This is a genomic window from Pseudoalteromonas sp. M8, from assembly GCF_018141365.1.
Classification (GTDB): domain Bacteria; phylum Pseudomonadota; class Gammaproteobacteria; order Enterobacterales; family Alteromonadaceae; genus Pseudoalteromonas.
Map to the genome: position 1 here is coordinate 214,498 of NZ_CP047239.1, position 21,072 is coordinate 235,569.

Below are 21,072 nucleotides of genomic sequence, written 5' to 3' on the forward strand. Positions count from 1 at the left end.
AGTAAATCGGTTAAATCTAACGAAATTTAACTTTAGTGCTTGTTATTTGCGTAAAGATCCAGCAAAATCAAAAACACTGTATATTTATCCAGTTTAATTTTATGGGACTGACACATTTTCTAAATACGCACTTTTATACCACTTTGGAGCTGAGCAGCAGCTTAAAGATACCTGAAGAACAGCTCTTAGAATGGCAACAAATGAGCCTATTCCCAAATCCGAGTTATAGTATTCAAAATCAAATTAAGTGTAGTTCGTACTTTGGCCTGTACGAATGTGAAGAATATACTGATTTTTATGCCCGAGGCCTACTCAATTGGGGGCAACTGTTACTTAAACATAAAGTAGATCAATCAAGTAGTGCATTTGAGTTATTTCAACAGCGTTACTGTGAAGCACTTACGAAATGTATTGAAAAAGGCTTTTACACCGAAGATCCAAGCTTTAGTGATGACCTTACAGAGCATGTACAGCAAGTTTGGCAACAGTTCTTATGTGGCAAGTATGGGGTGATCAGCCAAAATGGTCTCGTAGAGGAAGCGCTTTATATTGACCTAGGCCGCGCGATTATCGACGACATTACAGAAGCAAGAACCGCCAGCAGCATTGCCCCAGAGCAACGTATTCAAGTACATAGCGCCATGAAGCTACTAAACAAAGCATTGGCAGCCAATACTCAAGCTGAGCAAACAGAATCGCTACGCACTCGATACATTGACCAATTGATTAGTAAGTACGACTTATCAATCAAATAATCTGCAGTCTGGCGCACAACCGTTTCGCCAGACAATCTATGCGTATTTATATTTGCTGTTCTATGTGCGCACGAATTATCTCAAATGCTTTTAAGACCTTTAACTGATCTTTACATAAGCTGTCGTACCAAGCATCGAACAGTTCATCATCTTGCTCACTGAGCGTTTGATACTGTGCCAGTAGTGTCACTATGTCACTATGTGTGCAAGAGAGTGTGTCTAATTCTTGCTGTAACGCGCTGTCATCGCTGCTGTGAAGCTTAGCCAAAATTGAGTTATCTAACTCAGCATGTTTATCCATAATAAATGCTCTATATCTGTATTGCGTTAGCGAACAAAGTACTTTCGCGAACGTACTAGGTTTTAATTATTTGCTAGACCTCTCTCATTTAGTGAAGGTTATTAACCGTTAAGCCAGCCTCAATTGGATCTCACTCTTTTATCTCATATCTATCAAACCAACAGGCTTACATCGATAGCTATATTCCAAAAAAGTCTATTCGCTACTATTCCGGTTAGGTGTCAACACCAATATGACTACTTGAGAAACTATCTAGAACTAGTTATATCAGGCAATTTTAAGGAAAGTAAGCCCCTTTTAATCAACTGCTCAAGATGCATTCAGTTTAGTTCCGCATGCGTCGACAAATTAGGCGTATCGCGCTAAATAGCGGCAACGACAAATTAGTTGTTGAGAATAGTTTTTATTTGATTTATATTGATACAATATAACAACACATTATTTAGGAGTCGTTGTCGTGAAACCCAATATCCACCCTGATTATCAACTTGTTGCCTTCCATGATACATCGGTTGATAAGTACTTTATTGTTGGTTCAACCATTAAATCAGACAGAACCGTTGAACTAGATGGTAAGACTTACCCTTACTTCCCAATTGACGTCTCTAGTGCATCTCACCCTTTCTACACTGGTAAACAGAAGTTGGTGGCAAGTGATGGTCGAGTTGCACAATTTAACCGTCGCTTTAAGAACCTTGCGACTAAAAAAGGATAAACCAGATGAAAGTACTGAGCTCACTCAAAAGCGCTAAAAATAGACCGGGGTGCCAAGTCGTAAAAAGACGCGGTCGGGTTTACGTAATTTGTAAATCTAATCCGCGATTTAAAGCGGTTCAAGGTAAAAAGAAGAAGAAACGTTAAAGGTCAAAATAAGTACGTTTTAAAGGTGGGCATTGCCCACCTTTAAACTAAAAGGCTAGTCTTTTGCTTCCCACAATGAGAATTCGCCTAGTTGAATTAGGCGTCCGCTAGCGCCGCCAATTCCACCGCCTTCACGGGTATGCTCAAGTTCCAAACGATACTGGGTATACGCATTTGGACTCTCGATAGCAAAGCTATAGTATTCCATCGTATTAGGTAGTTCGTTGAACTGTTGAGTATCTAGCGTAATCCAATTCGTACCGTCATTTGAGCCCTGTAGCTGCCACGCATTAGGAAAGCGATGAGGGTTGTCTCCCGCTGTCGCTAATGAGTAGTATTTTGCTGTTTTAGCGCTGTCAAACACATAGTTAACCTGGGCCTTATCAACCTGCTTTATCGGCAACAAGTCAGGTGCATATTGTGCAAGCCAAGCAGGGGCTTCCAACACCACATTAAATTTAGAGGTAATATTTCTATCATTAAGCTTGTCTGCCCCCTCATTAAAAGGCACAAGTGCAGTTCCGTTTGTTGTTACCTGAGTGCTAGTGGGTGCAAAGTTCTGATAGCCAAGTGGTACTGGTGGTAACTTACCGACGCTTGCAAGGTAGACTTGATACTCTTCAAATACTGCATCAATGCCACGTTGTTCACCAAATATAGACTTAAAAGCGGTGTCTAAACTCCACGCATCAAGCGTTTTTGCTGCCGCATTAAACTTACGGATAAAATCGGTGTTACGATGACTGTTTTCTACCCACTCAAAGAAGAATGCTGTTTGATCGTAAGCATCAACATTGTAGTGTTCCATCCAGCGAACTCCACCGCGTCTATGCTCTAAGTAACCAGCATCTATTCGAATAAAGTTAGCTAGCGCTTCAAGATAGGTGTGATAATCCGTGCCCGGACGATATTCTCCTTCAGCCGGAACGTTGTTGTAACCATGGGTCAGCTCATGCCACAGCACGCCAATAACTTCGTTACGGATAGCCTCATCTCCAAGACCCTCTAGGTTGGCGATGTGCTTAACATCAAACCTAAGCTCCATAAATTTGCCTTCACCGGCCTTTGAAGCCGGCGCATCAAAGTCTCCGGTAATAAAAGTAACGTGCTCAAAAACGTTGATTTCGGTTACATTATTAAACAAGCGCTTGGCAATCTTCAATGAGATCTCATGAATAAGGGCATTTAGGTCTGGTACCGCACGTTCAAGCGCCAGCTGTCCTGGGTGCTCTGGTAGTTCCTTTTTCACTTCGATTACAGGCTCTGGAAACCCAGCCCATGGCGAGGCTGGCTCCCACACACGGATAAAGTCTTGCTGAACTAATGTCGCTTCCCCTTTGTCGTTACTCGCAACCAGTGTAATGGTTTTTGGCCCTAAAGCTTCAAACTTAACCAATGGGCTTTGCTCTGTACTTGTCGCAGGAATACCACCTTCAAACGTCCACTGCCAGCTAGTCGGGTTAACCAACGACTCATCTCTAAAAACAATATACTCAGAGACTTCAGGAGTCGTGTTTGTCGCATTAAATGCGACGATAGGAATATCCGATACCGTTTTGATTTCGAGTTCCGCTAGTTGCGTAATATCAGCACCATAGCTATCTGTACCACCATGTACTAAATCAAATTTGAAGTAGCGATACTTTTCGCCGCTTTCGGCCAATTCAAAATTGCGAGTCAGTCCTCGAGCAGAGAATACTTCTTCCGCTCTTGAGTCCAGCTCAATCCACTCAGCTTTATCATTTGAGCCATATACGACCCACTGTTTTGGATCTCGGTTTGCTTCATCGTTTGCTGACGTAAAGCTATATTCTCTAAGTTCAATCTCTGTCGCGGCTTTAAACACTACAGTGACGTTTGACGCAAAAGCCAGGAATTTTGTACTCGTGTTAGCGTCGATAAGTTTGTCGACACTTTCACCTGCGGGCGAGGCTTGTACACCATCCGCTAAAATAGCCTCAATCTCAACCCCAGTATCTGAGGTGATATTACGCAGTGCGCCAGAGTCTGGCTGCCCGGATGATTGAGTTTGCTCTGGCTTATCACGTTCAACAAATTCAGACCCATCATTACAGCCTATTAGTGTCGCAGCGACGGCCATTGCCACCGTTGATAGCATTAATTTTCTCATTTCGTTACCCTTTATTATTAAAATTGGTAGTTAACTTTTAGTAAGAACTCACGCCCGTTCGTGTCATAATTACCCGCTTTATAAAATGGGTAGCCTCTAAACGAGTCATCTTGAGGCGGCATCGCATTTAATAAGTTTTGAATCGTAAACATCACTCGCGTATTGTCATTGATGTAATGGCCAATGGTTAGGTTATGCTTTATCCATGCAGGTAACTTTTCTCTTTGACCAAAATCAGCACCGTTCCAATTTTTTCCTTTATAATTTACCTGCCATGAAATTGCGGTCTTTTCCAACTGCCAAGTCAGGTTAAACGATGCCATATCTTTGAAGTTATAGTTATCTTGGCTGTCTAGCACATCTTCAAGCGGATCTTCGGGACGAAGCTTTTCTTTTTTCTTTAGAACATGGCTGTAATCAAGCTTATAAATAAACTCGCCAAGTTCTGACTCAAACGTACCTTTCACACCAAAATTGACGCCGCCATGTTGTCTTTCTGCGGCGTTTATATAACCTTCTCTGATAATAGCTGCGGTGTACGGTAATCCTTTTTTCGTGTTCCCTAACCAGTCGGTTGCCAAACCATCTTGGTCAAAACGCTGTACTCTGTCTTGCATATTGGCGCATTTAGCAGAAGACGAATCGATTAGGCCGTTTTCACACTTCCAGACATTATCAAGAATTTCGCCAGACCCAAGTCGAGTAATTTTGTCTTTTAAGACAATGTCATAAACATCAACATTGAATGACAGCTCAGGGGAATACTCATACACAAGACCAAAGGTTAATGAATGACCAGACTCTTCTTTTAAAGTTGGATCGCCTGCCGAGATTGTCTCAAAGTCAGCATCTAGCTTTGGCTCGTTGATATTTGTTGTGTCTAAGTCTGCACAGCTGATAGTTAATGCATCAGCATTATATTGAGCGGGATCCCCAGTGGTTTGAAAACGTAGACAAGCATCTGCAATCACTTTGTCCGAGCCTCGTCCAAAGTTACCAGCAAACCCTTGATATACCGAGCTCATGCTAGGACCACGGAACGTTGTTCCATACGCACTTCTTAGCATCAGCGCGTCAGTGGGAGAGTATTTAAAACCAACTTGATAAGTAAATGCCCCACCAACATCAGAAATATCATCATAGTGGTCATAACGCAGCGCTATTTCACTAGAGATCTGTTCAGTAATTGGGATCATAAATTCTGTCGCCGCAGCATAACGGTTACGTTCACCATCGGTGATAACGCCAGTTAGACCAACAAACTCTTTATTTAGAATTCTGCTATCGGGCGTCGCCCTCGTCCCTTCTTTCATCAGCTCAATATATGCGGCAAAAGACACAAATCCTGCTGGCAACTCAAATAAATCCCCGGACAGATCTGCGGTTAGGGTTTCATTGAACGATAAGCCATCGTAGGTTGCCCAATCAGCCATGTTATACATATTGTCTTGGGTCAGAGGTGCAAAAAAAGCTTGGTAATTTGGACGGTAGATTGGCATGCCATCAACCTCTCCCAACTTAGGGCCTTTTAGCCAGTTATTTCCTTCAACCGTGTGATGCAAGTACCTATCAGAGAAGTCGTATTGTGAACGGCTGAAGCCAACGGAGTAATAGTAATCTGCTACCTCCCCTTCAAGACCAAAACTAAATGAATAAGATTTATCATCGTATACTCGACCTAAGCCATCATTTGTATATTCTGAATCATTCACTATCCGCCACATATACTTAACTGGAGCGCCATAGCCACCAGCTTTATTTTTGATATCTGGATCCCAAAACATGGATCCGTGAATTGACTCTGCATGAGCAAAGAAGAATGGATTTCGTGCCCCTTTCTTTTCTTGATCGATATAAAATCCGTTAACAAAAAAACTGTGTTCGTCGTTGATGCTGTACACCGAGTTGATATACAAACTCATGGTTTCAACTTGGTTACGGAGCAAGTTGTTGCCGGTTTCATCCCACCCACAGCTTAGGCCGTAATCATTGCGGCTAATAAAGTGCTGAACCGCAGTCGGGTGTGGATTATCATCTGTATTACAGTACTGCGCTGAATATTGATTTTTGAACTCGGTATTCTCAGCCCATACGGTAATTGAACGATTGAGCTCTCGCTTGTTTGTTGGATCTGGATTATCCCAAACGCTGTCATGAAAAGGTCTGTCGGCACCAGTTAGCGCCTCTTCCGTCTTGTATTCTAGTGAGTAGTCAAACGTAAAGTCGTCTTGCTCAAAACCACCAACAAACGACAAGCCTTTTTTATCACCCGTACCATAGGTATCCTGGCCGTAGAATGCTTCAACGACATGCTCGTCCATACCTTTTTTGGTAATAATATTGACTACTCCAGCCATTGCGTCTGAACCATAGATTGCAGAGCCACCGCCGGATTGAATATCGATGCGCTCAACCATCGCCGTTGGCAACATATCGAGATTAACAAAATTGGTTTGGCCACCGTACGGCATTGGGTAATAAGCCAAGCGCTTGCCATTAACGAGAATTAGTGTGTACTCAGGTCCAACACCTAACAGGTTTAACTCCTTGGCGCCAGGCGTATAGGAGCCAGTTTCTACTTCACCGAGAACGGCACCACTAGCAGCGGAAATGCTACTCAGTGCGTCATAAACTGTGTTAAAACCACTTCTGACCATATCAGCGGAAGAGAGACTTTGGACATTGGTCACACCCTCAATGGCGATACGTTTAATACGAGATCCTGTCACCTCAACACGTTCTATTTCTTCTGCTTGTTCATCTGTTGCGGCTGTTACTGAGTTAGTTGCTACCGCTGCAAGAACAGCAGCGGCGATCAGGCTATGTTTATACATTATTGTTGTCATAAGACCCCCACAATTCAAAAGGAACGTTCCAATTCATTATAAAAATTTTATTTCACCATTAGCAAAACCAACAAAGCATCAGGCAGAAATCAAAAAGGGAACGTTCCAATTATGAGCAATAAAACAAACCTGTCAACAAATTATGTACATTTACAGCATAGTGATGACAAATTGTAACCATCTAGTTCTTGCTAGTTCACTGCAATTTCACGGCAGAAAGCTCACTTTGATAGCGAGACCAGAGCTTATCAAGGGACTCTCCAGTAACCGATTTTATTGCATCTGCAAATGACCAATTTTCTATTTCTACCGCAGTTTGATTAAAACGATAGGCAAAATCAGGATGAGACTCAGCGAGCCATGCGAGAAAGAACCCAGTGTTTGTGTATCCACCAACCCAAGAATCTGACGGCTTAGGCGAACGGGTTTTATGGTATCCCGCTTGAATGCGAATGAGATCCGCCATTCCTTCAATAAATGCATGTACATCGGGCTCAGAATAACTTCTCTCTTTTGGAAATAGCTGATATCCATGGGTAAGTTCGTGCCAGAGCACACCAAGGAGTTCGTATTCCACTTGCTCATCTGGCTGCCCAGCGAGTTTTTCGGTGATGTACTTTGAACTAAACACGATTTCCATATTTGTTTCGTCTCCAGAGCGATACGCTATTGTGTCCATCCATTTTAGCCTAAATGTGACTTGCTCAAACTCTGGCAGCTCTGCAAAGTGTTTGTACAACCTAGGGGCCAGTTGGCGAGTTACGTCATCCACCGTACTGGCTATATCAGGAAATAGTGCTTGCAGGCGTTTCGACCCTGCCGACTCAGTATCTTCGATAACCACTTTGACCTTTGGCGGCTCAAAGCCTTTCCATGGTTGATTTGGATCGTATATTTTTAAATAGTTCGCACGGGTTTTAAGGTCGGAGCCATGCGCATTTTTAGTGACTAGAGTGACATCGTAGTTACCTGGCTTGTCATAAACTACTTCAACACTTTTTGCGTTTGACAGCATCGCTTTGCCCTCAACCTTCCAATTCAGCTCTGTAGGTGAGTTTGCAGATATCGACTGCAGAGAAACTGGCTCATTAAGCTTGGCAACAGTTTTATCTGCAGTAAAATTTGCCAGCGGTAAGTTTGTTTCTGCATAGAGTGCCAGATCAGCGATTTGCAAAAAACGGTCACCCCACTGCGTTTTACCTTCCTGTGCCACAGTAAAGCGCACGTACCTTGCATCCGTTGTTTTGGGTAGGTCAAAAGCGAGTGTTTCACCTCGCCTTGAAAATACCATATTGTTGCGTTTATCAGCCTCTTGCCATGTCTTGCCATCTATAGATACGGCAACAGTCCAATGCTTTGGGTCTCGGGCGGGTGCATCTTGGGCTGAAGTGAGACGATACTGTCTAAGCGCTTTTACGTCTTTCAGATCAAATACAATCTCTGCGCTAGATTGCTTAGATAAGAATTTGCTTTTTAGTGACCTATCAACTAACTGCTCTATCCCCTCACCTTGGATTTGCTCCTTTACGTCACTCGTTACAGAGAATGCATCGCGTTCGGTGATGTCGTAGAGCGCATTGGCATTCGCTAATGAGGAGCCACAAAATGAAAGTAAAATTAGACTGGCTAATGAGGAGGTTTTCATTGAAATTTCCCAGATTAAAAACAAACATACTGGATCGTTCCAATTTATAATGCAACTTATTTTGAGTAGATTTTTACGTAATATTTAATAAGTGCAGAAAAGGATAACGCTATTTCATCGCTTTTGGATCTTATGGAAGACTAACGAGCCTGAAAGATCAAGCCACGGCTCGCTAGTCTTTTTGCCATATTCAACTAAAGCCAAGACCGATAAGCAAAGCCGCTGTGATAGAACAAGGAATAACCACAGCGATAGGATAAGTTAACTATTCGAATCTCAGGTTAACTACCAAATAGTAACTCCCAAAAGCCCGGTGGCTCGTGTAGTTTGTGGTATTGCTTTCTCAGCTCATCAATTTTTAATAGCATTTCACGGGCTTTCTCGACTCTTCCCGAGTCTATTTCATGGCTCGCCTTAGTAATGGCTTCGAGTACTTTATCCAAGCCCTCAACTGACTCGGCAGACACCTCTTGCTTAAACTGAAATTGCTTACTTTCATTAACGAGTGTAGTCAGCTCGGTTAAGTGTGCTTGCATTTCTTGAGCAGATTGCGCTTTCATAGCCTGCTTATAAATATGGCCCATTTCCTTCATGGTTTTATTCAATTCGCTTGACTCATGCGCAACCCCTGACACCGAAAACAACAACACGAATATAAATACGATTTTTCTCATCAAAATCCCCTTACTCTTTGCGCGCTAGTATAAAGCAATTAACGCATGAGCTAAATTCAATGCTATGAAAAATATGCTGGTTCCGAATAGCATTCAAAAAACAGGCAGATAGCGCAACGATTCTAGCGTAAACTATACTTATATTAATGACGTCGCGTATTTAGCAGCACACTTTTTGAATATCAAAAATGTAGAGACTTATGATCCGAAAATTGTTGTTCATCTTTTTATTTTTATCGCCGATGGCCGTGCTATCTGCACAACGATTCAACGTTCAATTTGTAAACCCCGGTTTTGCAACAAAAAACCCTACCGGAGACTTTTGGTATAACGTCAGCAACGTGATGACTGCGGCCGCTAATAACATGAATATTTCCCTCAAAATTAGTTATGCGCAGCGCAACCATATTTTGATGAAATCGCTCGTAGAGCAAGCCTTGAAAAGTGATGCTGATTACCTTGTGCTGGTTAACGAAAAGTCGAGTGTCGTTCCCTATTTGTTAAACACCAAAGCCACCAAAATCAAGATTATTTTCTTGCTCAACGGACCGACTAAAACAGAGGAAGTCGCTCTGTTAAAGTCAGGACACCAAATTATTGGCACCATTGAGCCAGACAATTTCCAAGCCGGTTTTAAATTAATGCATCAACTTGCGCGAAAAGCACTTAGGTCCTCCAATCCATCGCAACATGTATTAGCTTTGCTAGGAGACGTGGCGACGACTGCGGCATTAGACCGACAAAAAGGCATGCGCGCTTATCTTGAGCACCATACAAAGCTAGAATTAATCGCAGAGGCAAATTGTCAATGGTCTCAGAATGAAGCTTATCGTCTCACTAAAGCGTGGTTACAGCGAGATCCCGCAATCACAACCGTTTGGGCTGCTAATGATCCTATTGCTTATGGCGCGTTACTCGCTGCTAAAGAGTTAAACCGTAAGATCGTCATAGGTGGGATTAATTGGGATGAAGGTATTGCGCCAAAGTTAGATGTTTCGATCGGAGGGCATGTGTTGCTTGGGGCCTATACTTTAGCTCGACTAGCACAATATCATAGAGACTTTACACCAATAGACAGCGTGACCTTGTCTATTTTCGAATCGCTGGATGACGCTCACTTACCTTTGTATCATGCCATACATGGAAACTTTCCTGAACACCTGGACTTTTTACGTTACATTAACGATCCAGCGCAATTTACCATTACAGAACTAACTCACTCACTTAATAAAAATAACCACAATAATAATGTGAAGAATTGAGAATTTAAGAACGATTAATTAATGCAATAAACAAAACCCAGAAAGATAATGCAATTTACACCTGTCTAATCTTCACGCATTGACAGCGATGTCAACACCTGTTTTAGTAACAAACGTAAACAACATGTAAAACAGGTGAAATATGAAAAACAGTAATACAGTAGTAAAACTTCTTAAGCTTTCGACCCTTAGCGCTTGCGTTTGTGCAAGCCTTTCAGTTGCTCACGCAGATACACAGCGCGTTATTGTCACGTTAAAAGACAGCGCAACACCAAATGTTCTGCCAGTGCGCTTAAATCAAGCAGAAACGACGCAGTTTAAAGCGCAGGCTTTGTCTGAAGCTGCCTACTCCACCTTAGGTAGTGCTGCAGTCAACACATTACCAAGCATTAATGCATATGTCGCCGAAGTTTCTTCAGCGCAAATGCAACAACTACAAGCAAGCGGTAATGTTGCACACGTAGAAGTTGACCCTAAACGCTATTTGCCAAGTGTAAAAACTTCAGCAATTGATTTACTCGCTGAAACAACACCTTACGGCATTAATATGGTGCAGGCTAACCAAGTATCTGACGGCTACAGCGGCAACCGTAAAGTCTGTATTATGGATACAGGTTATACGCTAGGTCACCAAGATTTACCTAGCACAGGCATTACTGGTAATGACGGCTACGGTAACTACGACACAGGTGTGTGGAGTAACGATGGTAACGGCCACGGAACACACGTTGCCGGCACAATCGCCGCTTTAGGTGGTAATGGCACAGGTGTGGTCGGGGTGAATCCATCAGGGCAACAAGGTCTTCATATTGTTAAAGTGTTTAACGACCAAGGTAACTGGGCATACGGTTCCGACCTCATTAAAGCAATTGAGCAGTGTGAGCAGGCTGGCGCCAATGTAACTAGCATGAGTTTAGGTGGCAGCGGCAGTTCTACGGCAGAACGAAGCGCATTTGAGCAGAGTTATCAGCGTGGCATGCTACATATCGCAGCCGCTGGCAACGCGGGTAATAGCTCGTTGAGCTACCCAGCATCGTATAATGCAGTTGTATCTGTGGCTGCGGTCGATAGCTCTGAGTCAAAAGCCTCTTTCTCTCAATACAACAGCCAAGTAGAAATTGCAGGCCCGGGGGTTGGTGTAAACTCAACATGGAATAATGGCGCGTATCGCAGTATTAGTGGGACTTCAATGGCAACACCGCATGTTTCTGGTGTCGCAGCATTAGTGTGGAGCCACTTCCCGCAATGTACTGCTCAGCAAATTCGCCAAGTGTTGAATACAACAGCAAAAGACAAAGGCCAAGCAGGTCGTGATACTTCTTACGGCTATGGTATTGTGCAAGCAAAAGCGGCGGTTGATTATCTAACAAATAATGGTTGTGATACTTCAGGTGCAGTCAATGCAAACTTTAACTTCAGCGTGTCCGGCCTCACTGCGACATTTAACAACCAATCAACAGCAGGTAGTTATCAGTGGGAATTTGGTGACGGTGCAACAAGCTCACAAACTAACCCATCACACACCTACGCGAGTGCTGGTACATATCAAGTGACACTCACTGTGACAGCTTCAAATAACAGAACTGCTTCTAAGACACTAGCAGTTACCGTTAGTGATGCACCAGCTGGGTGTAATGGTATCCAAGAATGGAATGCAACTAAGTTCTACAATACGGGCGACCGGGTTTCATTCAAAGGCTTTGAATACCGTGCTACGTACTGGTCACAAGGCGCAAGCCCAGAGATCTACTCAAACGTTTGGACTAAAGTCGCGCAGTGTAAGTAATACCAACTGGTCATTTTAAGTGGCGCTTAAGCGCCACTGTTTAATGCTAACATTGCACTACAACACAGAATTACAGAGATCATAAGCCATTCTTTTGTTGAAATTGCCTCTTTAAAAAACCACATTCCAAGCATACTCGCGCTGACTATACCAATGGCTCTTTTCAATCCTTCAACAAGCCCCGGCTGAATTTCGGTTAACGCCTGCATTTGGAAGATAACAGCGACAGCGAATACCACTGCAGAAATAGTCCAGAGCAACCAATGTGCGCGGAAATTTTGATTTTTAAACTGTGGTCGTAACAAGATTAGATTAACAAAAAATACCATAAAGGTTAGAAACCCAGCATGAAAAGAGAGCGAGCTGTATTGCAAAGCCTGTTTATCGAACACGATGCAAAGCCCCCAGCAAAAAGAGGTGATTGCAACTTGTTTTGCACCTGGCTCTTGAAAAGAGAATCTGCCTCCTTGCAATAAAAATGAAGCGAGAACAATCGCAGCGATTAGCATTGACTGCAGCGTGGTTAAAGGTTCTCCAAGTAGCAACCAAGCAAACACACCTGCAAGTGCTGGAGTGATAGATAACAGAGGCAGGATAACCGCCATTCGCCCAAGCGAAAGCGCCTGAATAAAGTTTACGCTACCAATTGCCGCCAACATTCCGCTAGCTATCGCAGGCGCTATATAAGCAGAGCTTGGGAGCTGCTTGTCAACAACCAACCAATAGCCAATGTATGCAGGTAAGACTAGCAGACTAAATATCACCGACATTTGCGCGGCTGAATAATGGCTCGCTAGCCTTTTTCGTAAAAAATCAAATACAGCCCAATTTAACGCACTGAATAAGGCTATGGCCATTTATTATCCCTGTTGTAATGCAATTTCCGTTTGAAATTTCATGTAATCATTGATTTTTACATGGTCCGGTTTCCAACCCAACAGAAAGCGATAAAAGTCAGCCCACACCACAGGCCACAACGACTCCCACTCAGAAAGGATCTGAGCGATATCAATAGAGGCTGCTTTGCCTAATAATTCTATTCTCAACATATCTAAATACAATTTGAGATACTCATCGGCATGCAGGAGCTGTTCTTTTTCGTCTAATACCGACGTAATAAACAGCATTAAGTCTGATACACCAATACCCTTTCCAACATACTGAAAATCGAATCCCAGTGCTTGATCGCCATTAAAGGCAAAGTTAGCAAGCTTAGCGTCGCCATGGATCCAAGTATGCCAATGGCTATTTTTGATACGATCTCGTAATCGAGGTGCCGCTTGTTTAATGCTACTGTGTTGCATTCGCTCAAGTTCATCCGGTCGTGTATCTAGGTGCCAATAATTTCCTTGCTCCCACACATGCTCTGCAGGGCTTTGTAAAAAGTGAGCATGGAATTTAGCTAACCACCCTATCACTGCTAATATTTGTGACTCGGATGGATTAGCGGTTTGCGAAAAACCTTGAGTTGAGAAGTCTCTAAAGACGATGTAGTCCATCCCTTCACTTACCCCTTCACCTAAATAGCTAGGCGTATTGCAAGGTGAAAGTAATTCGCAAGCATGATGCTTGTAAAAGTGACGTTCTACTTGATAAGACTTGGCTTTACGCGCAAGCGCTACCGAAGATTGTGCAATTCGCCGATGTGCAATGTCACTAGGCACTTTAGTGCGCTTAATTGCAAGCTTCCCAGCATCATGATTGATAAATAACATATCACCACAACCGCTCCATAACTGTTGCTCTTGCTGTGTTGACATAGGCGCAGAAATTACATCGCTTGGAATACTTATTTTCACTGTGTTACACCTTTTTGTTATTTAACCTGAGAGTTGATGAATAAACAGCCAAACTTTTTTATTGTATAACTCAGGTTACTTAAACACAGTACAACCCTTTACTTACTATTACGAATACCAATTCTCTTAATTAAGCGATCTACTTTGAGGCGAAGAAATCTTCTCGATAACACCGCTTCCGCATCCTGCTCACGCCAAGGTACCTACATCCATGTAGGCGAGGCAAAAATTTTTTATTTAGTTGTTCTAAATAAGAAATTTTTAACGCTGTTAGCGTCAGATATGCTCCTTCAAGTTGAGCTAGTATTAAGACAAATTGGTATAATAAGCAAACCGTTTTACAGTGCTTGATAATTATAGCTGGTGTTATTATCTTTACCCAACATGAAAAAGCCCTTAACCAATTGGTTAAGGGCTTTTACTTTTACAAAAAAGTTATTTGTTTAACTTACTCATTCACGGCTTGCTTGACTGTTTCTTTCGCACTTTGTTCATCTAACAAGTTTAAATCGAAGTCAAACTCATCCACTCGAATTGCTTTTTCACGCTTGCGGTTGTAATCAACCAGTTTTGCGTATTCTTCTTCGTTGATAAGGTTACCAACAAGTGCATTATCTAATGTTTGCTCGAAACGAACACCTGGTTGGATCTCGCGCTTGCGAACTGCCTTTTTAACTTTGGCAAGCAGCTCAAGGCAACCCATCTTAGCTTTATATGCTTGCTCATTGATATCATGACCATCACCTGCCGTAGGCTTCACAAGATGAGTAAGCTGCGCTTTGATTGGCGTATCCATTTGCGCCGCGGCGGCCAATTCTCTGATCATATCGTCATTAATTTTAGGCATTTGTTTGCCACTAAACTGCATCGTGATCACACGCATAAATTTACGAGTACCACTTGCCGGGAAGTTATCTAAGAATTTATGAAGCGCTTGTTCTGCACTGATAAGTGCATGCCTTGTCGCATAATGGAAATAAGGTGCAGCTTGCTCTCGCTCTGCTACCGCTACTTTTTGCTCATAGTATTTGATTGAAGCCATCGCTGCATACAAGTGACTCATTACATCACCAAGGCGTGCTGACAGCATTTCTGCTTGCTTCAGTTTTCCACCTAGCACAAGTAGTGAGAAGTCTGCATATACCGCAAGCTTAGCTGCTAATCTATGCGCGGCTTTTTCATACGCACGCACTTCAGGTAATGGTGATTTTGCATCAGCAGTGAATGGCATAAGACCATATTTGAAAGCACGTAAGCTGTTGGCAACACTATAGCTAACTGTTTTTGTCAAAATACCACGGAATTTACTGTCGGCGTCTTTCTCTTCGCTGTGAATAGATTCAACCATCGACTGCAAATAGGGGTGACAGCGCATTACACCTTGACCAAAGATCATCAAGTTACGCGTTAGGATGTTTGCACCTTCTACGGTAATCGCTATTGGCTGGGCAACATAACCGCTTGCAAGGGTATTCTGGGGACCATTTTGAATAGCCTTACCTGCAAGAATATCCATTGCAGAGTCCAATACGTCACGACCAGTTTCAGTCATGTGGTATTTTGCAATTGCTGTTACTACAGATGGCTTAAGACCCATACCTAAACCTTCTGTTGTTAATACCCGCATCGCCTCTTGCATGTATGCTTTGCCTGCAATATCTGCAAGCTTTTCTTGAATACCTTCAAATTGACCGATCGAGAGACCAAATTGCTCACGTACCGCCGCATATTCAGATGCCGATTTCAGTGCGACTTGGCTAGTTGAAACACCTAGCGCCGGTAAAGAAATACCACGCCCTGCACCTAAGCAACTTACCAACATCTGCCAACCGCGACCGATATTCTTCTGGCCACCGATAATAAAGTCCATTGGGATAAAAACTTTTTCACCACGCGTCGTGCCATTATAGAAGCGTATCCCCATCGGGTCATGACGGTTACCAAGTTGCACACCTGGATGGTCATGTGGAATTAACGCACAGGTGATCCCTAGTTCTTTTTTACCGCCCAGTAATCCCTCAGGATCCAATACTTTAAATGCTAAACCGAGTACCGTCGCAATCGGTGCAAGTGTGATATAGCGCTTGTCCCATGTTACTTCAAGACCAAGTACTTCTTCACCGTTATGCATGCCTTTTTTAACAATACCTTGGTCCGGAATGCCACCGGCATCGGAACCAGCTTCAGGGCTTGTTAGCGCGAAACACGGAATATCACGACCGTTTGCTAAGCGAGGAAGGTAGTGCGCTTGCTGCTCTTTAGTACCATAATGAAGCAATAACTCACCCGGACCTAGTGAATTAGGAACCATCACCGTTACCGCTACCGCAGAGGATTTAGTCGCAATTGTACCCACTATCGTTGAGTTTGCGTAAGGGCTAAACTCTAGACCGCCGTATTCTTTTGGAATGATCAAAGAGAAAAATCTCTCTTTTTTCAAAAATTCAAGCACATGCTCTGGCAAGTGTTTGCCATTTTGAATTTCCGAGTCATCGATCATACCCATTAATTCTTTAACTGGACCTTCTAAAAAAGCTTGCTCTTCTGCACTTAGCTTAGCTTCAGGTACAGCACGAAGCGCCGAAAAGTCAGGCTTACCTTGATAAATTGACCCTTCTAACCAAACATCACCTGCATCTAATGCTTCTTGTTCTGTAATTGAAATGCTTGGGAGGATCTTTCTTAAATTCGTTCTTAGGCTCATAATTAACTCATCCGACCAGATAGATATATCTACATTACGGCATAAAAATTCGTTTAGATCAATTACTCTACTTAATTTTTTAACGGCTTTTTTACTGAGTTATCGAGTGATTAATATAAATGACTGCTAAATTAATGGCTTACAGCTGTAAGTCGAAAAAAGTAAATTACTGTTCTTAGGGGGAAATAGGAGTAAAAGAGGGACTTTGACACCCTTAGCAGTTCTAGACTGACATTTTATCTATAATAAAGATGGTTTTTAAAACCAGCACTGCCATTAAAACAGTGCGATTTTTGCTTTGCATAGCTGCTCTACCGTAGCAGGTGAAACAACGACTTCAACTCCCCGCTTGCCCGCACTAACATAAATTTGCTCAAATGCTAAAGCACTCTTGTGAAGTAACGTGGGCAGCTGCTTTTTCTGCGCAAACGGGCTTATACCGCCAATTAAATAACCAGTTACCTTTTGCGCGTTTTGTTGATCTGCAAGCTGTGCTTTTTTCCCCATACACGCTTTAGCAAAGGCTTTTAAATCCACTTGTTGCGTGGCGGGAGAAACGGCTACATACAATTTACCATCAACGTCAATCAGCAGGGTTTTAAATACTTTTTCTCGGTCTAGGTTGAGCTTTTTCGCTGCTTCATTAGCAAAGTCGTGATCGTTAGGGTCGTGCTCAAATTGCAGCACTTGGAACGCCACTTTCGCCTTTTTAAGTAGGTTAATTGCCGGTGTCATTACAAACTCCTTTTAAGCAGATGTTGATTTCTGTTATACCAAGAAACAAACGCTTATGCTATCGCCTTACGGTGAGACCCATCATCCGTCAAAACAAAAATGCCCGCTATCGCAGCGGGCATTTTCAATAAGCTTAAGTTACTTAGTTAAGTCATCAAAGAACTTCTTAACGCCGTCAAAAAAGCCTTGTGCCTTAGGACGGTTCTTACCGTTGTTTTCACCCATAGACTCTTCAAACTCTTGCAGAAGCTCTTTTTGGCGCTCGTTTAAGTTTACTGGCGTCTCAAGGACAACTTTACAAATTAAGTCGCCTACTGCACCGCTACGCACAGATTTCACGCCTTTACCACGCATACGGAACATTTTGCCAGTTTGACTTTCCGATGGAATCTTCAGTTTTGCGCGGCCATCTAGGGTCGGCACTTCAATCTCACCACCGAGTGCTGCCGTTGTGAAGCTAATTGGCACTTCACAGTACAAATTGTTGCCGTCACGTACGAAGATTGGATGCTCTTTTACACTCACTTGTACGTACAGGTCGCCAGCTGGAGCACCATGCGCACCCGCTTCACCTTCGCCAGACAAACGTACTCTATCACCCGTATCAACCCCTGCTGGGATCTTAACGTTAAGTGTCTTCGTTTTCTCTACACGGCCTTGTCCGTGACAGCTGTTACATGGGTCTGAAATGATCTGACCTGTGCCCTGGCAAGTTGGACAAGTTTGCTGTACTGCAAAGAAGCCTTGGCGCATTTGTACTTGACCTGCACCATGACAGGTTGTACAAGTTTTAGGCTTAGAACCTGCTTTTGCACCACTGCCGTCACATGGTTTACAGCTCACCCAAGTTGGTACTTGGATATCAACCTGCTTACCACGTACCGCTTCTTCAAGACTTAACTCTAAGTTATATCTTAAATCCGCGCCACGCTGTTGTCTTGATTGACGACGGCCACCACCGCCACCAAAGATATCACCAAATACGTCCCCAAAAATATCGCCGAAGTCGCCAGCGCCGCCAAATCCACCATGACCAGCACCACCACCTTGTTCGAAAGCTGCATGGCCGTATTGATCATACATCTGGCGTTTTTGACTATCAGTCAATATCTCGTAAGCTTCTTTTACTTCTTTGAATTTCGCTTCGAGTTCGGTGTTACCTGCAGTACGATCTGGGTGATATTTCATTGCAAGACGTTTATACGCCTTCTTAATGTCACGTTCACTGGCGTCTCTTGCAACACCTAATACTTCATAATAGTCAGGTTTAGACATTTTTATCACACTACTCTTTCTTGGCAACTTATGTCGTTGCAAACTCTGCTGAGTTCTGTCGCTTGCAAATTAATGCTAGACAACAGTCTAATTTATAAACACGTAGGGCGCGACAAGCCATACAGCCAGCGCGCCCTCCTTCAAGACCTACAATTACTTGTCGTCTTTAACTTCTTCAAATTCAGCGTCAACTACATCGTCGTCTTTTTTCGCTGAACCTTGTTGGGCACCTGCTTCACCGCCAGCTTGTTGAGCTTGCGCTTTAGCTTGAGCGATTTCCATTAGCTTTTGCGATTTCTCTGCTAGAGCTTGTGTCTTAGCATCGATTTCGTCTTTGCTATCGCCCTTGATTGCTGTTTCTAGCTCGCCAAGCGCAGCTTCAATTGCTGTCTTGTCATCAGCTGGAAGGTCGTCACCCGCTTCTTCAACTTGCTTGCGTGTAGCATGAACAAGTGCATCAGCTTGGTTACGAGCGCCAACTAGTTCTTCAAACTTTTTATCTTCTTCTGCGTTTGCTTCCGCATCACGTACCATTTTTTCTACTTCTTCATCACTTAGACCTGAAGAAGCTTGGATTGTGATCTTCTGCTCTTTACCTGTATCTTTGTCTTTCGCAGACACGTGTAAGATACCATCAGCATCCACGTCAAAAGTAACTTCGATTTGTGGCACACCGCGCTGCGCTGGGCGAATACCTTCTAGGTTGAATTGACCTAGAGACTTGTTATCGCTTGAACGCTTACGCTCACCCTGTAGTACGTGAATTGTTACTGCAGACTGATTGTCTTCTGCTGTTGAGAACGTTTGCGACTTCTTAGTTGGGATAGTCGTGTTTTTCTCGATTAACGCAGTCATTACTTGACCCATAGTCTCAATACCTAGAGACAGAGGACAAACGTCAAGTAGTAGTACGTCTTTCACGTCACCCGCAAGTACACCACCTTGAACCGCAGCACCAACTGCTACCGCTTCATCAGGGTTTACGTCTTTACGAGGCTCTTTGCCAAAGAATTCAGCTACTGTTTTCTGTACCAGTGGCATACGTGTTTGACCACCAACTAGGATGATGTCATTTACGTCGCTTACAGAAAGGTCTGCATCAGCAAGTGCACGTTTTAGCGGCTCGATTGATTGCGCAACTAAGTCTTCAACTAGTGACTCAAGTTTTGCACGAGTTAACTTAACGTTCATGTGCTTAGGACCTGTAGCATCAGCAGTAACGTAAGGTAGATTTACCTCAGTTTGCTGTGCTGAAGACAGCTCAATCTTCGCTTTCTCAGCTGCTTCCTTAACACGCTGCATCGCTAGCGGGTCAGTTTTTAGGTCGATGCCTTGGTCTTTCTTAAATTCTGCAACTAGGTAGTTGATAACGCGGTTATCAAAGTCTTCACCACCTAGGTGAGTATCACCGTTAGTTGCTAGTACTTCAAACGTGTGCTCGCCTTCAACTTCATCAATCTCGATGATTGAGATATCGAATGTACCACCACCTAAGTCGTATACTGCAACGACGTTGTCGCCTTGCTTCTTATCCATACCGTAAGCAAGTGCTGCTGCTGTTGGCTCATTGATAATACGCTTAACTTCAAGACCTGCGATACGACCAGCATCTTTAGTTGCTTGACGCTGTGAATCGTTGAAATATGCAGGAACTGTGATAACAGCTTCTGTTACTGGCTCACCAAGAAAGTCTTCCGCTGTTTTCTTCATTTTCTTAAGAACTTCAGCTGAGATCTGAGGTGCAGCTCTTTTCTCACCACGTACTTCAACCCAAGCGTCGCCGTTGTCCGCTTTTACGATGTTGAAAGGCATGATGCTAAGGTCACGCTGTACTTCTTCATCTTCAAAACGACGACCAATTAGACGCTTGATAGCATAAAGTGTATTTTTAGGGTTAGTCACTGCCTGGCGTTTTGCTGGCTGACCTACTAGTGTTTCACCATCATCTGTAAATGCAATAACAGAAGGAGTTGTGCGGTCGCCCTCAGCATTTTCAATAACGCGCGGCTTGTCACCATCAAGTACCGCTACGCAAGAGTTAGTAGTACCTAAATCGATTCCAATAATTTTACCCATGAATCATCTCCGACTTCAAAATTCGTTGTTCAGTTAGTTGATTTGATAAATAAGGTCACCGATTTGTAATTCAAGCGTCACAACTAAAAAAAAATGAAAAAATTTGAAATTTTTTTGCTTTTCGAACGTTTCGGTCAAAAAATCACCCTTAATTGCTTATTTTGAAACAAGTGAAGAAGAAAATACGCTGTATTTGACGCTTGATTACCTGGTTAGACCAGT

The 21,072-nt window shown here is 43.1% G+C and carries 16 protein-coding genes; 5 read left to right on the forward strand and 11 right to left on the reverse strand.

Features of this window, described 5'->3' with window-relative positions; all coding sequences use genetic code 11:
* Window positions 1-101: 101 nt before the first annotated feature.
* Window positions 102-755, forward strand: a complete 654-nt coding sequence (locus GSF13_RS00865) for a DUF6058 family natural product biosynthesis protein (protein ID WP_029215798.1) — start codon at window positions 102-104, stop codon at window positions 753-755.
* A 46-nt stretch (window positions 756-801) separates the two neighbouring features.
* Here GSF13_RS00865 and GSF13_RS00870 read toward each other — a convergent pair whose 3' ends face one another.
* On the reverse strand, window positions 802-1,056 hold the full coding sequence (locus GSF13_RS00870) for a hypothetical protein (protein ID WP_010373062.1): 255 nt from the start codon (window positions 1,054-1,056) through the stop codon (window positions 802-804).
* Between the two features lie 457 nt (window positions 1,057-1,513).
* On the opposite strand from GSF13_RS00870, the gene GSF13_RS00875 reads away from it, so the two are divergent.
* Together GSF13_RS00875 and ykgO are read left to right on the forward strand one after the other, a co-directional pair.
* Window positions 1,514-1,771 (forward strand): type B 50S ribosomal protein L31, encoded by a 258-nt coding sequence (locus tag GSF13_RS00875; protein WP_010373063.1) that lies wholly within the window; start codon window positions 1,514-1,516, stop codon window positions 1,769-1,771.
* 5 nt (window positions 1,772-1,776) lie between these two features.
* Complete coding sequence (gene ykgO, locus GSF13_RS00880; RefSeq protein WP_010373066.1) at window positions 1,777-1,917, forward strand: type B 50S ribosomal protein L36; 141 nt, start codon at window positions 1,777-1,779, stop codon at window positions 1,915-1,917.
* Window positions 1,918-1,972: 55 nt separating this feature from the next.
* Here ykgO and GSF13_RS00885 read toward each other — a convergent pair whose 3' ends face one another.
* From GSF13_RS00885 to GSF13_RS00900, 4 genes are all read right to left on the reverse strand, one after another.
* Window positions 1,973-4,048, reverse strand: coding sequence for a basic secretory protein-like protein (locus tag GSF13_RS00885; RefSeq protein WP_211865657.1), 2,076 nt, complete (start codon window positions 4,046-4,048; stop codon window positions 1,973-1,975).
* Between the two features lie 17 nt (window positions 4,049-4,065).
* The gene (locus GSF13_RS00890; protein ID WP_211865660.1) at window positions 4,066-6,894 is read right to left on the reverse strand and encodes a TonB-dependent receptor; all 2,829 of its coding nucleotides are present in this window, start codon (window positions 6,892-6,894) and stop codon (window positions 4,066-4,068) included.
* A gap of 196 nt (window positions 6,895-7,090) precedes the next feature.
* Window positions 7,091-8,539: a basic secretory protein-like protein gene (locus tag GSF13_RS00895; RefSeq protein ID WP_211865661.1), complete on the reverse strand. Its 1,449-nt coding sequence runs from the start codon at window positions 8,537-8,539 to the stop codon at window positions 7,091-7,093.
* A gap of 281 nt (window positions 8,540-8,820) precedes the next feature.
* Window positions 8,821-9,213 (reverse strand): cytochrome b562, encoded by a 393-nt coding sequence (locus GSF13_RS00900; protein ID WP_174169259.1) that lies wholly within the window; start codon window positions 9,211-9,213, stop codon window positions 8,821-8,823.
* A gap of 200 nt (window positions 9,214-9,413) precedes the next feature.
* On the opposite strand from GSF13_RS00900, the gene GSF13_RS00905 reads away from it, so the two are divergent.
* Together GSF13_RS00905 and GSF13_RS00910 are read left to right on the forward strand one after the other, a co-directional pair.
* Window positions 9,414-10,475 carry an ABC transporter substrate-binding protein gene (locus GSF13_RS00905; RefSeq protein ID WP_211865663.1) on the forward strand — a complete coding sequence of 354 codons (1,062 nt, stop codon included), beginning with the start codon at window positions 9,414-9,416 and terminating at the stop codon, window positions 10,473-10,475.
* A gap of 142 nt (window positions 10,476-10,617) precedes the next feature.
* On the forward strand, window positions 10,618-12,261 hold the full coding sequence (locus GSF13_RS00910; protein WP_211865665.1) for a S8 family serine peptidase: 1,644 nt from the start codon (window positions 10,618-10,620) through the stop codon (window positions 12,259-12,261).
* A 26-nt stretch (window positions 12,262-12,287) separates the two neighbouring features.
* On the opposite strand, the gene GSF13_RS00915 is transcribed toward GSF13_RS00910, so the two are convergent.
* The 6 genes from GSF13_RS00915 to dnaK all read right to left on the reverse strand — a co-directional run bounded on the left by GSF13_RS00915 (window position 12,288) and on the right by dnaK (window position 20,850).
* Window positions 12,288-13,118 (reverse strand): EamA family transporter, encoded by an 831-nt coding sequence (locus GSF13_RS00915; RefSeq protein ID WP_211865667.1) that lies wholly within the window; start codon window positions 13,116-13,118, stop codon window positions 12,288-12,290.
* Between the two features lie 3 nt (window positions 13,119-13,121).
* Window positions 13,122-14,060, reverse strand: a complete 939-nt coding sequence (locus GSF13_RS00920) for a phosphotransferase (RefSeq protein WP_211865669.1) — start codon at window positions 14,058-14,060, stop codon at window positions 13,122-13,124.
* Between the two features lie 448 nt (window positions 14,061-14,508).
* Window positions 14,509-16,764: an acyl-CoA dehydrogenase gene (locus GSF13_RS00925; RefSeq protein ID WP_211865671.1), complete on the reverse strand. Its 2,256-nt coding sequence runs from the start codon at window positions 16,762-16,764 to the stop codon at window positions 14,509-14,511.
* A 276-nt stretch (window positions 16,765-17,040) separates the two neighbouring features.
* Window positions 17,041-17,499, reverse strand: a complete 459-nt coding sequence (gene ybaK / locus GSF13_RS00930; RefSeq protein ID WP_211865673.1) for a Cys-tRNA(Pro) deacylase — start codon at window positions 17,497-17,499, stop codon at window positions 17,041-17,043.
* A 138-nt stretch (window positions 17,500-17,637) separates the two neighbouring features.
* The gene (gene dnaJ, locus GSF13_RS00935; RefSeq protein WP_017216728.1) at window positions 17,638-18,774 is read right to left on the reverse strand and encodes a molecular chaperone DnaJ; all 1,137 of its coding nucleotides are present in this window, start codon (window positions 18,772-18,774) and stop codon (window positions 17,638-17,640) included.
* Between the two features lie 153 nt (window positions 18,775-18,927).
* Window positions 18,928-20,850 carry a molecular chaperone DnaK gene (gene dnaK / locus GSF13_RS00940; RefSeq protein ID WP_069019293.1) on the reverse strand — a complete coding sequence of 641 codons (1,923 nt, stop codon included), beginning with the start codon at window positions 20,848-20,850 and terminating at the stop codon, window positions 18,928-18,930.
* Between the last annotated feature and the right edge of the window lie 222 nt (window positions 20,851-21,072).